Here is a 12,305-nt window from a genome sequence, read left to right as displayed (position 1 = left end):
TGATTAACCGCAATTAGAGGAACGCGCCGTACAGCTCGATATGGTGTTCGGTGTTTCCCCAGGTCATGTCGATGCAGGTGAGCCGCTTCACGTACCACCCCACCGCAAGTTCGTCCGTCATGCCCATCCCTCCGTGCAGTTGTACCGCTTGCTGCGCCACGAAGCGTGCACTGCGGCCAATGAGCGCCTTTGCGGCTGTAACAGCACGATGGGCTTCCAGGTCATCGTCCTCGCCAAGTTTCGCGGCAGCAAAGAAGACCATCGATTTCGCTTGCTCTACCGCGGTCAAAATATCGGCGGCGCGATGCTGCAGCGCCTGGAATTTGCCGATCGGCGAACCAAACTGCTTTCGCGTGCGCAGGTATTCAAAGGTCAGATCGCTCAGCCGCGACATGGCGCCGACCGCTTCCGCGCACAGCGCAAAAATGCCTTGATCGACGGCCCATTCGAGCAATGGGTAGCCCTGATCGACGGCACCGATGACAGCCGTTACACCGACGTGTACGTCGTCCAGCACTACCTCGGCGACACGCTGGCCATCGAGTGCCGGAAATCCTTTGACGCTCACGCCTTGCGTTCGCGCATCGACGGCGAAGAGTGTGATGCCGTGCCTGTCGGTCTGCTCGCCTGCGGTACGCGCCGAAACCAGCAGAATGTCCGCGCTGTCGCCGTGCAGTACGACGCCCTTCCGTCCGTTCAGGACGAACCCGTCACGCGTTGGCTCTGCCCTCGTCGCGACGTTCCACAAATCGAAACGCGCACCAGGTTCGAGCGTCGCGAGCGCGGTCTTCAGGCTGCCGTCGGCGATGCCGGCCAGCAGCTCAGCCTTGCGCGCCTCGTGTCCTGCGCGCCCGATCAGCTTCGCGCCGATCACAGCCGTCGAAACAAACGGCTCCAGTACGAGCCCACGGCCGAAGGCCTCCATCACGAGCATGGTCTCGACCGGCCCCGTGCCAAGGCCGCCATGGTCCTGCGGCACGTTCAGTGCCAGCACGCCCATTTCGGCGAGCGTAGTCCAGTGCGCAGCCGACCAGCCCTCGGGAGTAGCGGCGAGACGGCGCCTCGCCTCGAAGTCGTATTCCTTTTCGACGAAACGGCCGACCACGTCGGCCAGCATCTGTTCCTCTTCAACCAGCGTGAAGTCCATGGCGTGTCCTCAGATGCCGAGCGCCTGCCTGGCGATGATGTTTTTCTGCACTTCAGTCGAACCGCCGTAGATCGAAATCTTGCGCCAGTCCAGGTAGTGCGCGGCCAGCGCGTTGAGCAGCTCGCCGTTCGCGGTTTCGCCGCGCCAGTCCGCCTCCAGTGCTTCGCTTACAAATGGCACCGCATAGGGGCCTGCGCATTCCATGATCAGCTCCGTAAGCTCCTGCTGAATCTCCGAACCGCGGATTTTCAGCACCGAAGCCTCCGGTCCGATGGGACGTCCTGCAGTTTCGGCTGAGACGACGCGCAGCAGCGACCATTCGTGCGCGATCAAATCGATTTCCACCCTGGCGATGCGATCGCGAAAGCGAACGTCCTCGATGAGAGGCTTGCCGTGCTTACGCTCGGTGCTGGCAATCTCCTTCAGACGTCGCATGAAACGCTTGCAGTTGCCGAGGCCGGCGATGTTGGTCCGCTCGTGGCCGAGCAGGTACTTCGCGATCGACCAGCCGCGATGCTCCTCACCGACGAGATTGCTCACTGGCACTGCCACATTGTCGAAGAACACTTCGTTGACGTCGTGGCCGCCGTCAAGCGTGCGGATGGGTCTGACCGTAATGCCGGGCGTGGACATATCGATCAGCAGGAACGAGATGCCTTCCTGTGGGCGGCCGCTGCCATCCGTGCGGACCAGGCAGAAAATCCAGTTCGCCCATTGGGCAAACGAGGTCCAGATCTTCTGGCCATTGACGACGTAGAACGGTTGACCGTCGCGCTCGACGCGGTCCGCACGCGTCTTGAGCGACGCAAGATCGGAACCCGCACCCGGCTCGGAGTAGCCCTGACACCACCAGTCCTCCATCGAGATGATGCGCGGCAGGAACCGTTCGCGCTGCGCGTCGGTGCCGAACTTCTGGATTACAGGTCCAACCATCGAAAGGCCAAACGGCATCTGGCGCGGCGCGCCGGCGGTAAAGCATTCCTCGTCGAAAATGTTGCGCTGCGCGGCGTTCCAGGCGGCGCCGCCGAATTGCGCGGGCCATGCAGGTGCGCCCCATCCCTTCCCGGCCAGAATGCGTTGCCAGCGCACGTAGTCTTCGCGCGGCACATGGCGGAAGTTCAGCACCCGCTCACGAATGTCGTCGGGCAAATGAGTCGCTACGAATTCGCGCACCGTGGCGCGAAATTCCTTGTCGGCGGGACTCTCTTTCAGGTCCATCGTCAGGCTCCAGTCGCGGCCCGGCAAAGCACGTCGGCGCTGCCGGGCCGCGGTTTCAGGCAATTTCCACGATTCCGTTGTTCAGCACCACCACATCGCGTGCGTCGACGCGCGCCCGCAGATGCAGACGCGTGTCACTGTCCCGCCAGAACTGGAAGCGCACTTCTTCGCCGGGATACACCGGCGCAGTCAGGCGCAAGGCGAGTCGCTTCAGACGCTTTGCGTCGTTGCCCGCGAAGGTGCGAATCGCGGCGTAACCCGCGATGCCATAGGTCGCGAGGCCGTGAAGAATGGGCCGGTTGAATCCGGCTTTCGACGCCACCTCCGGGTCCGCGTGCAGCGGGTTGGCGTCTCCCGAAAGGCGATAGATCAACGCTGCATGCGCGCCGGTCGAAAACACGTATTCCGCGTCCGGCGCGCGCTCCGGCACAGCCGGAAGCGCTTCGGGCGGCGCGTCGCTCGCGCCCGACCCGCGCGCTGAACCCTCCGTCGCCGCGCAGAAAGGACACCTGCCGGACTTCGGCAAGTTGTTCGCCGGTCAAGGCGTCGATGATGTCACGCTTGAGTTCGACGATCGCGCCCTTGCCCGCGCCCTTGTCCGAGATGCGGCTCACCCGCGTCTTGCTGACGATGGTCGCTGCAACCGGCATCGGGCGCATGAAGCGAACGTCCTGCTCACCGTGCACGAGCTTCAGGTAGTCGATGCCCGTACGCGAATCGCGCATCCACGATTTCGGCCACGCGAACGCGGCCGCGCAAGTCGGCATCGCTTGCAGGTCCTTTTCATATACGTAGCGCAGCTGTTCGGCGTCCAGCGGGTCTGCGCCCAACCCGAGACCCAGCGAATACAGCATCACGTCGCGCTCGCTATATGTCTGCGTGACATCTTCGATCGGCCAGTTCTTGACGACTTCATAGTTCAGCATGAGGTGGTAGTCCTGTGTGTGCTCAGTAGTCCGTGAAGTTGGGCTTGCGCTTCTCGAGAAAGCTAGCCATGCCTTCCTTGTAGTCATCGCACTGGTTGGCGATCGGCATGTCCAACCCGGCGTACATCACAGCCTCGTGGGGCGTCTGGAACGGCACCTCCCAGACCTGCTCCTTCATGATGCGCATCGAGCGCGGCGAGCAGTACTCCGCCATTTCACGCGCGTACGCGTAGGTCTCCTCGACCAGCTTGTCCGCCGGAATTGCCCGATTCACGAGTCCCATACGTTCGGCTTCGCGCCCCTTGATCTTTCGTCCCGACAGCAGCAGGTCGAGCGCATGCGCCTGGCCGACGTGGCGCGCGAGTATCCAGGCCATGCCGTATTCCGCGCTCAGGCCGCGGCGCGCGAATGCCGTCGTGATGGTCGCGTCTTCGGACGCAAAGCGGATGTCGCAGAAAAGGGCGTGGATCAGGCCAATGCCGACGGTGGCGCCGTTGAGCATCGCGATCACCGGCTTCGGAATGGCCGGGTAGTAAGAGCAGCGCGTTTGCCAGTCGGCGCGCTTGCGCATATCGAACGGACGCGGAAGCTTCGTCATGAGCGCGGCGGGATCACCGCCGAAGCTGTGAATATCGCCGCCCGCGCAAAACGCCTTGCCCGCGCCGGTGAAAACGATCACGCGAACGCCACGGTCCGAGCCGGCCGCCTGCATTGCCTCGTACACCTCGGTCGCCACCTGGTCGTTCCAGGTGTTCATGTGTTCCGGGCGGTTCAGCGTGATCGTCGCTACCCGGTCCTTGACGTCGTACAGAATGGTCTCGAAGCGCATGATCTCCTCCTCGAAGTTCAGAATGAACGCGGCAGGTCGAGCACGTGCTCGGCGACGTAGGACAGAATCAGGTTAGTCGAGATCGGCGCTACCTGATAGAGCCGCGTTTCGCGGAACTTGCGCTCGACATCGTATTCGCAGGCGAAACCGAAGCCGCCATGGGTCTGCAGACAGGCATTGGCGGTTTTCCACGAAGCCGTGGCCGCGAGATGCTTCGCCATGTTCGCTTCGGCGCCGCACGGTTGATGGTTATCGAACAGTTCGCAGGCCTTGTAGCGCATCAGATCCGCCGCGCGCACGTCGATGTATGCCTCGGCGATCGGGAACTGGATGCCCTGGTTCATACCGATGGGCCGGTCGAACACGATACGCTCGCTGGCGTACTTCGACGCGCGCTCGACGAACCAGTAGCCGTCGCCGATGCACTCGGCCGCGATCAGTGCGCGCTCGGCGTTGAGTCCGTCGAGGATGTACTTGAAGCCCTTGCCTTCCTCGCCGATCAGGTTCTCTTCAGGAATCTCCAGATTGTCGAAGAACAGTTCGTTTGTCTCGTGATTGACCATGTTCGGAATCGGCCGCACGGTCAGGCCATTGCCGATAGCCTGGTGCAGGTCCACGAGAAAGCACGACAGCCCATCCGACTTCTTCTTCACGTCCGACAACGGCGTGGTGCGCGCGAGCAGGATCATCATGTCCGAGTGCTGCACGCGTGATATCCACACCTTCTGGCCGTTCACCACGTACCGGCCGTCTCTTTTTACAGCAGTGGTCTTCAGCTTCGTCGTGTCCGTTCCGGTGGTCGGTTCGGTCACAGCCATCGATTGCAGACGCAATTCTCCGCTCGCGATCTTCGGCAGGTATTTGCGCTTTTGCGCCTCCGAGCCGTTTCTGAGCAGCGTATTCATGTTGTACATCTGGCCATGACAAAAGCCAGAGTTGCCGCCGTTGCGGTTGATCTCCTCCATGATCACGGACGCCTCAGTCAGCCCGAGGCCGGAACCGCCATACTCCTGAGGGATGAGCGCGGCCATCCAGCCGGCCTTCGTCAGCGCGTCCACAAACGCCTCGGGATAGACGCGCTCATGATCGATACGGCGCCAGTACTCGTCCGGGTACTCCTTCGAGAGGTCGCGCAAGGCGTCGCGCAGTTCCTGATATTGATCGGGTGGGGAAATTCGGCTCATGAATGGTTTCCGTTTGCTTGGCTAGACGCGCGGCTCACGCTGCTGCATCGATCAGTCCGCCTGCATTGGCGAGCCGGGTCAGATGATGTTCGGTCGAACCGAACTGGATATCGATCACGCTCAGGCGTCTCAGGTAGTGACCGATCTTGCACTCCTCGGTCATCCCGATGCCGCCGTGCAATTGCACGCCTTGTTGACCGACGAAGCGGCCCGAGCGTCCGATCTGCACTTTCGCCGCCGACATACTGCGATCGCGTTCCGCCGCGTCCGGCTCCTCGCTCATCATGGTCGCGAAAAGCGCCATGCTGCGCGCCTGCTCCACCATGACGAGCATGTCGACCGCGCGATGCTGGAGTGCCTGAAACGATCCGATAGGCACGCCAAACTGCTTGCGGATCTTGAGATACTCCACGGTTTCTTCGTGCGCAGCTGCCATTGCACCTACGGCTTCCGCGCTCACCGCCGCGATGGCGTGCGCAACGACCGTTTCTATCAGCGGCAACGCGGCGCCCGCCGCGCCCAGAACGTCGCTATCTGGAACGCGCACGCCGGACAACTGAATGTCGGCCGCACGCAGTCGGTCTTGCGTCGGATACGGGTGGCGCGTCACGCCCTCTGCGTCGCCCCTAACCACGAACAGCCCGATGCCGTCACGCTCGCGCCTCCCACCCGACACGCGCGCCGACACCACGAGAAGATCGGCGCTGCCGCCGTGGAGGACAACGCGCTTGGCGCCGTCGAGCACCCAGCCGGCGGCTTCGCGCCGTGCCGTGGTCGCGACGTCCGCCAGGTCATACCGCGCCTGCGCCTCGCTGTGTGCGAACGCCATCTGCAACTCGCCCTGCGCAATCTGCGGCAGAATCGCCGCACGTTGCGCCGCGTTGCCGCCAAGCCGCACCAAGCCGCCGCCCAGCACGACCGTCGCAAGATACGGTTCGACGGCGAGAGCGTGCCCCAACGCCTCCATCACGATCATCGTTTCGACAGGACCGCAGTTGCTGCCGCCGTATTCCTCGTCAAACGAAAGGCCCGACAGACCCATGTCGGCGTAACGCGCCCAAAGCTCGCGGCTGAAACCGTCCGGCTCAGCGAGATACTTCGCGCGCTGCTCGAATCCATACTCGTCTTTGACGAGCCGTTCGACGCTGTCCTTGAGCATGCGTTGCTCATCGGTGAAATCAAAGTCCATATCTCATGCTTCTCCGCAGTTCGCCCGTCGCTCAAAGTCCGAGTACGGACTTGGCGAGAATGTTCTTCTGAATCTCGTTGGAGCCGCCCACGATCGAGACGTGGCGCGCGAAGTAGTGATTCGGCGCGATCGTGAGCGCCCATTCGGGTTCCCGAACCGGATCGGCAAGCCCACGCAGGAAGTGGAGATCGAGCGGTAAAGCGTCCGGCCCTGCCACCTCGAGGAGCAATTCAGCCGAGAGTTGCTGGAGCTCCGAACCCTTGATCTTCAGGATCGAGGTCTTCGGATCGGGCACATGACTCTCCTGCGAGCTGCTCTCGGCGATCACGCGCATCTGCGTCATCTCCAGGGCCTTCAGCTCGACCTCGACGGCCGCGACACGTTCGCGAAAACGCGGGTCGTCCCACAGCACACCGTCGCCACAGGGCACGCGCTTCGCAAGATCCTTCGCGTGACGCACGCGCATCTTCGAAACGCCCACGCGCGCAATGCCGCTGCGCTCGTTGCCAAGGAGATACTTCGCGTAGTCCCAACCCTTGTTCTCCTCGCCAATGCGGTTCGCAACCGGCACGCGCACGTTGTCGAAGAACACCTCGTTGGTTTCATGGTGGCCGTCGATCGTGATGATCGGGCGAACGGTCAGGCCCGGTGTCTTCATGTCGATCAGCAGGTACGTGATGCCCTGCTGCTTCTTGCCGTTCGAATCCGTGCGTACGAGACAGAACATCCAGTCCGCGTGATGCGCCGTCGAAGTCCAGAGCTTCTGGCCGTTGATGACATAGTGGTCCCCGTCGCGCACCGCCTGGGTTCGCAGCGCGGCCAGGTCCGAACCGGCGCCGGGCTCGGAGAATCCCTGGCAGAACCAGTATTCGAGGCTCGCGATGCGAGGCAGGAAATGGCGTTTCTGCTCTTCGCTGCCGAACGCGATCAAAACCGGACCGATCATGTTCACGTTGAATGACAGCGTCTCGGGCGCCGGGGCCATGTGCAGCTCTTCCTTGAAGATGTATTGCTGCACCGCGCTCCAGCCCGTCCCGCCCCACGCCTTGTCCCACGCTGGCGTCGCCCAGCCGCGCTCGTAGAGCATGCGTTGCCAGCGGCGCAGGTCGGCCGCCGAATAGCGCTGCCCCAAGGTAGCTTTGCGTCGGATGTCGGCCGGCAGCGCTTCCTTGAAGAAGGCTCTGACCTCATTGCGGAACGCCAGCTCTTCGTCGGTATATCGCAGATCCATGAGTGTCTCGTTTCGTCTTTATGGGTCGCCTGTCGGGCGCGGCTCAGGCCAGCGTTCCCGCTTCTTTCAACTCGCCAATGCGGCCCGGTTCGAGCCATGCCGCCAGCGCGGCGTCGATCGTGGTCGCGTCGGGCGCCTCGGGCGCCGTCGGCTTCGCGGGCACCGTGGCGGAGAAGCGCGGCGCCGGCGCGGGCTGCACGATGCCGTCCACTTCGATGAATGTGCCGCGCGCCTTCAGATGCGCATGCTCGGGTGCCTCGGTCCACGACAGAACCGGTGCGAAGCACGCGTCCGTGTGTTCGAGCAAGGTGGTCCATTGCTCGCGTGTGCGTCTCTTGAATTTCAGCGCGAACAGTGTGCGCGCGGCGGGCCAGTTGCTTGCGTCGAGCTGCGTCCCCAGCGTTCGCGGATCGATGTCGAGCAGGCGGAGGAGTTCGAGATAGAACTTGTCCTCGATGGGGCCGACCGTAATCCACTTGCCGTCCGCGCATTCATAAACGTCGTAGAAGTGCGATCCCGAATCCGTGATATTCGTCCCGCGCCCGTCGCGCCAGATGCCGGCAGCCTGCATGCCGAAGAACGTGGTAGCAAGGTTGGCCGTGCCGTCGACGATCGCGGCATCCACGATCTGTCCCGCGCCGCCGTTGCGCGCATGCAGGATCGCCGACAGGAGCCCCATTGCAAGGTAAAGCGAACCGCCCGCATAGTCGCCGATCAGATTCAGCGGTATCGACGGTGGCTGATCGCGGCGGCCAATTGCGTTGAGGACGCCGGTGATCGCGATGTAGTTCAGGTCATGACCGGCGTACTGCGCGAGCGGACCTTCCTGGCCCCATCCCGTGATGCGTCCGTAGGCGAGCTTCGGATTGCGTTCGAGGCAGGCCTGCGGACCCAGCCCGAGTCGCTCGGTCACGCCGGGTCGGAAACCTTCTATCAGGGCATCGGCGCGCTCCACCAGCGTGAGCACGAGTTCGACGGCCTCCGGGTCTTTCAGGTCGAGCGCAATCGTCTTTCGGTTGCGCAGCAACAGGTTGTAGCGCAGCGGACGCTCGATACCGAGCTTGACAGGCTGGCGACGTTCGATGCGCAACACCGTCGCACCCAGATCGGCGAGCAGCATCGCCGCCATGGGCCCCGGGCCGATGCCGGCCAGCTCGATGATTCGAACTCCTGCAAGCGGACCCATGGTTCAACCCTTGCGAGCGTGGGCGCGCATGGCGTCCCATTGCTCGTCGGTCCAGTCCTGCATCGCGCGGAAGGTCGGGCCGCCAACCCCCTGCATCCAGCGGCCGCCGTCGATCACGATCATGTCGCCGGTGATGTAGCCGGAGCCATTGGACGCAAGATAAGCGTAGAGATTGGCAAGTTCCGCGTGATCGCCGAAGCGCCGCAGCGGCACCGAGCGCTCCTGCGGCTCGACCTGCGAGCCCGGCGGGTACAACTGCTCCCATGCGCCCGGCGTCGGGAACAGTCCGGGCGCCACCGCGTTCAGGCGAATGCCCTTCGGGCCCCACTCGACCGCAAGGCTGCGGGTCATGGCGAGAATACCCGCCTTCGCGGCCGCGGACGGCACGGTAAAGGCCGAGCCGGTCATCGTGGGCGTCGAGACGGTACTGATCACGTTGCCCGGGTGACCCTCGTCGATCCAGCGCTTGCCCGCCGCGATCGTGCAATAGAAGCTGCCGTGCAGCACGATGTCGAGCACCGCATCCACCGCGCGCGCCGACAGGCTTTCCGTGCGCGCGATGAAGTTGGCCGCCGCGTTGTTCAGCAATACGTCGAGCGGACCATCCCGCCAGATCGTCTCCATCATCGACTCGACGGACTCGGCGCTGCGCACGTCCGCCTGCACCGTCGTGACACGCGCGCCAGGCACGACGCCGCGAAACTCGTCGGCCGTCGCGTCCAGCACTTCCTTGCGGCGACCGCAGATGACGAGATCGGCGCCCAGTTCGAGGTAGCGCAAGCCGATACTCTTACCAAGGCCGGTGCCTCCTCCGGTGATGAGGATTCTTTTGTCCTTCAGCAGGTCAGGCGTAAACATATGCGTTGAACTTCCAGTAGAGACAGCAATGGAGAATGGCAGCGTCAGGCACCCGTGAAAACCGGCTTGCGTTTTTCCATGAAGGCCGTCACCGCCTCCGCGTGGTCGCTCGTTTGACGGGTCAGCGGATTGAGGTCAGTTTCGAGGCGGCACGCATCTTCGATCGAATTGCCCGCAGTGACGAGGCTCGCCTTCAGGAGTGCCAGCGTCACTGGCGGATAGTTCGCGAAGCGCGCCGCGGCCTCGATCGCCGCATCGAGCGCGCCGCCGCTCGCGACCACCTCGCTGACCAGGCCGATGCGGCGCGCCGTGGCCGAGTCAATGACATCGCCTTTCAGCATCAACTCACGCGCCTTGCTGCCGCCGACCTTTTGCGGCAGTGTCCATAGAATTCCAGTGTCGGGAAGCAGTCCGACCTTGCCGAACGCACATGAGTATTTCGCGGTATCGGCACCGACCACGACATCGCATGCAGCGGCCAGCGACAGCCCCGCTCCATAGCACGTGCCCTCCACCGCCGCGACGACCGGCTTCGTGCCCGTATAAATCAGCTTGAACAGACGCACGCCCACCGCGATACGCTCACGAAGCGCCAACAACTGTAGAGTGGTCGCGTGCATTTCGGACAGGTCGCCGCCCGCGCAAAAATGGCCGCCCGCGCCTGTCAGCACAATGGCGCGCGTTTGCGGATCGTCGTGCATTAGCCGGTGCAAGACCTCCGTCAGCGCAACGCGCATCCTCATGGAGAATGCGTTGCGGCGCTCGGGATAGTTCATCGTGACAATGGTCACGTCGCCTTGACGGCGCACCTGCACGATCTCGTCGGCGCCCGCGGCCTGTTCCTTCTGCTCGATACTCATCGCATTGCTCCCCGCGCTCACTCACCCGTGAAGACCGGTTTGGTCTTTTCCATAAACGCCTTGCAGGCAGCCTGATGGTCTTTCGACTGACGCAGGATGGGCTGATAGTCGATCTCGGCTCGCAGCGCGCCTTCCATGGTCGTCGCGGCGTTGGTCAGCGCGTCCTTCAGCAGCGCCACGCCGAGCGGCGGCAAGTCGGCAAGACCGCGCGCAACTTCGATTGCCTTTGCGCGCGCAGCACCCGGCCCGACGACTTCATTGGCAAGGTGAATCGTGCCGGCCTTGTCGCCGTCGATTTCAGCGGCGAGCGAGAGCATCTCCCTCGCGCGAGCCATGCCGATGCGCTTCGGAAGCGTCCACAGAATACCTGTATCCGGAATCAGGCCGACGCGCAGAAACGCCGCGCAAAAGCGTGCATTCGATGCAGCCACGACATAGTCGGTCGCGACCGCGAGCGACAGCCCGGCGCCGAAGGCTACGCCTTCCACGGCCGCCACGACCGGCTTGGGTCCGGCCTGCATTTCACGCACTACCACGCACGACTCCGCCAGAATCTCGCGGCTTTGCAGGATCGTGCGCTTCGTCATCTCGGAGATGTCGGCGCCGGCGCAAAAGTGCTCGCCCGCGCCCGTCAGGACGATTGCCCGCGAGTCCGGATCGTCGACCATCAGGCGATGCATCGTGTCGCGCAACAACTGACGCATCTGACGTCCCATCGCGTTGCGGCGTCGGGGATTGTTTAGCGTCACGATCGCGACCGGTCCCTCTCGGGTCACCTCGATCAGCGACGTCGTATCGTTTCCCGCCGTTTCTTTTTCGCTCATGTTGGCTTCCTTCAGTCGGCCACGAACACCGGCTTGCGCTTTTCCATGAAGGCGCTCACGGCCTCCTGGTGTTCGCGGCTGCGGCGCAGGATGGGCTGCAGGTTCACCTCCGCTTCGATGGCGTCGTCGAGCGTACGGATGCCCGTCGCGAGCGCGGCCTTCAGGTGCGCGGTGGCCACCGAGGGCAGTTCCGCGTACTGTTGCGCCACCTTCGAGGCCGCCTTCAGCGCCTCGCCGGGCTCGACGACCTGATTGGCAAAACCGGTCTCGCCCGCTTCGACGCCGTTGAACTCACGAGCACTCAACATGAGCTCGCGTGCAAGGCCACCGCCCACGCGCTGCGACAACGACCAATAGAGCCCCGTATCGGGCAGCAGCCCGACCTTGACGAACGCGCTCGCATAGCGCGCGGCCGATGATGTGACGACATGATCGCAAGCAGCGGCGAGCGACAGACCAGCGCCAAACGCAAACCCTTCGACGGCGGCGACGATCGCTTTCGGGCCTCCCACCATCAGTCTGAAGATACCGAGCGGCAGTTCATTGCGCTGTCGATATTCGAGCACCTTGCGCGTCTGCATCTCCGAGATGTCCCCACCCGCGCAAAACGTATTGCCCGCGCCGGTCAGTACGATCGCACGGCAGGTTTCCTCCTGATGCATCAGGCGATAAAGCCGCGCGTACAACGTCTCGCGCATCTTTAGCGAAAACGCGTTTCGCCGTTGGGGATAGTTCAATGTGACGATCGCGATTGCACCGTCTTGCCGGACCTGTACGATCTCTGCTGCGTCGCTGCTGGTCTCTTCGCTCATCTGTCCGTCTCCTGTCGATCGGGGTTAGCGCTTTAGCGCTT

The 12,305-nt window shown here is 63.3% G+C and carries 11 protein-coding genes and 1 pseudogene; all 12 read right to left on the bottom strand.

Annotation, left to right across the window (positions count from 1 at the left end):
- Positions 1-13: 13 nt before the first annotated feature.
- The gene (locus OKW44_RS03235) at positions 14-1,147 is read right to left on the bottom strand and encodes an acyl-CoA dehydrogenase family protein (RefSeq protein WP_018425513.1); all 1,134 of its coding nucleotides are present in this window, start codon (positions 1,145-1,147) and stop codon (positions 14-16) included.
- A gap of 9 nt (positions 1,148-1,156) precedes the next feature.
- Entirely contained in the window at positions 1,157-2,365 is a 1,209-nt protein-coding gene (locus OKW44_RS03230; protein WP_018425514.1) for an acyl-CoA dehydrogenase family protein, read from the bottom strand.
- A 55-nt stretch (positions 2,366-2,420) separates the two neighbouring features.
- Positions 2,421-3,291, bottom strand: a pseudogene (locus OKW44_RS03225) (MaoC/PaaZ C-terminal domain-containing protein).
- A gap of 22 nt (positions 3,292-3,313) precedes the next feature.
- Complete coding sequence (locus tag OKW44_RS03220) at positions 3,314-4,120, bottom strand: enoyl-CoA hydratase (protein WP_018425516.1); 807 nt, start codon at positions 4,118-4,120, stop codon at positions 3,314-3,316.
- A 17-nt stretch (positions 4,121-4,137) separates the two neighbouring features.
- Positions 4,138-5,304 (bottom strand): acyl-CoA dehydrogenase family protein, encoded by a 1,167-nt coding sequence (locus OKW44_RS03215; RefSeq protein WP_018425517.1) that lies wholly within the window; start codon positions 5,302-5,304, stop codon positions 4,138-4,140.
- Positions 5,305-5,338: 34 nt separating this feature from the next.
- The gene (locus OKW44_RS03210; protein WP_018425518.1) at positions 5,339-6,493 is read right to left on the bottom strand and encodes an acyl-CoA dehydrogenase family protein; all 1,155 of its coding nucleotides are present in this window, start codon (positions 6,491-6,493) and stop codon (positions 5,339-5,341) included.
- Between the two features lie 31 nt (positions 6,494-6,524).
- Positions 6,525-7,724 carry an acyl-CoA dehydrogenase family protein gene (locus OKW44_RS03205; RefSeq protein WP_018425519.1) on the bottom strand — a complete coding sequence of 400 codons (1,200 nt, stop codon included), beginning with the start codon at positions 7,722-7,724 and terminating at the stop codon, positions 6,525-6,527.
- A 43-nt stretch (positions 7,725-7,767) separates the two neighbouring features.
- A complete protein-coding gene (locus OKW44_RS03200; protein WP_026226711.1) occupies positions 7,768-8,910 on the bottom strand; it encodes a CaiB/BaiF CoA transferase family protein in 1,143 nt (380 codons plus the stop codon).
- A 3-nt stretch (positions 8,911-8,913) separates the two neighbouring features.
- The gene (locus OKW44_RS03195; RefSeq protein WP_018425521.1) at positions 8,914-9,768 is read right to left on the bottom strand and encodes an SDR family oxidoreductase; all 855 of its coding nucleotides are present in this window, start codon (positions 9,766-9,768) and stop codon (positions 8,914-8,916) included.
- 44 nt (positions 9,769-9,812) lie between these two features.
- Positions 9,813-10,628, bottom strand: coding sequence for an enoyl-CoA hydratase/isomerase family protein (locus tag OKW44_RS03190; protein ID WP_026226712.1), 816 nt, complete (start codon positions 10,626-10,628; stop codon positions 9,813-9,815).
- A gap of 17 nt (positions 10,629-10,645) precedes the next feature.
- Positions 10,646-11,452 carry an enoyl-CoA hydratase/isomerase family protein gene (locus OKW44_RS03185; RefSeq protein ID WP_018425523.1) on the bottom strand — a complete coding sequence of 269 codons (807 nt, stop codon included), beginning with the start codon at positions 11,450-11,452 and terminating at the stop codon, positions 10,646-10,648.
- A gap of 11 nt (positions 11,453-11,463) precedes the next feature.
- A complete protein-coding gene (locus OKW44_RS03180) occupies positions 11,464-12,264 on the bottom strand; it encodes an enoyl-CoA hydratase/isomerase family protein (protein WP_018425524.1) in 801 nt (266 codons plus the stop codon).
- Between the last annotated feature and the right edge of the window lie 41 nt (positions 12,265-12,305).

Origin of the sequence: Paraburkholderia lebeckiae (assembly GCF_050436325.1) — a bacterium.
In the GTDB taxonomy this organism is placed as follows: domain Bacteria; phylum Pseudomonadota; class Gammaproteobacteria; order Burkholderiales; family Burkholderiaceae; genus Paraburkholderia; species Paraburkholderia tuberum.
The sequence above is the reverse complement of the archived record's forward strand: the minus strand, read 5'-3'. Positions and strand labels throughout refer to the sequence as shown.

Excerpts from the sequence above, each read along its gene's own strand:
- OKW44_RS03235 (WP_018425513.1), bottom strand. The coding sequence starts at position 1,147 with ATGGACTTCACGCTGGTTGAAGAGGAACAGATGCTGGCCGACGTGGTC.
- OKW44_RS03230 (WP_018425514.1), bottom strand. The coding sequence starts at position 2,365 with ATGGACCTGAAAGAGAGTCCCGCCGACAAGGAATTTCGCGCCACGGTG.
- OKW44_RS03220 (WP_018425516.1), bottom strand. The coding sequence starts at position 4,120 with ATGCGCTTCGAGACCATTCTGTACGACGTCAAGGACCGGGTAGCGACG.
- OKW44_RS03215 (WP_018425517.1), bottom strand. The coding sequence starts at position 5,304 with ATGAGCCGAATTTCCCCACCCGATCAATATCAGGAACTGCGCGACGCC.
- OKW44_RS03210 (WP_018425518.1), bottom strand. The coding sequence starts at position 6,493 with ATGGACTTTGATTTCACCGATGAGCAACGCATGCTCAAGGACAGCGTC.
- OKW44_RS03205 (WP_018425519.1), bottom strand. The coding sequence starts at position 7,724 with ATGGATCTGCGATATACCGACGAAGAGCTGGCGTTCCGCAATGAGGTC.
- OKW44_RS03200 (WP_026226711.1), bottom strand. The coding sequence starts at position 8,910 with ATGGGTCCGCTTGCAGGAGTTCGAATCATCGAGCTGGCCGGCATCGGC.
- OKW44_RS03195 (WP_018425521.1), bottom strand. The coding sequence starts at position 9,768 with ATGTTTACGCCTGACCTGCTGAAGGACAAAAGAATCCTCATCACCGGA.
- OKW44_RS03190 (WP_026226712.1), bottom strand. The coding sequence starts at position 10,628 with ATGAGTATCGAGCAGAAGGAACAGGCCGCGGGCGCCGACGAGATCGTG.
- OKW44_RS03185 (WP_018425523.1), bottom strand. The coding sequence starts at position 11,452 with ATGAGCGAAAAAGAAACGGCGGGAAACGATACGACGTCGCTGATCGAG.
- OKW44_RS03180 (WP_018425524.1), bottom strand. The coding sequence starts at position 12,264 with ATGAGCGAAGAGACCAGCAGCGACGCAGCAGAGATCGTACAGGTCCGG.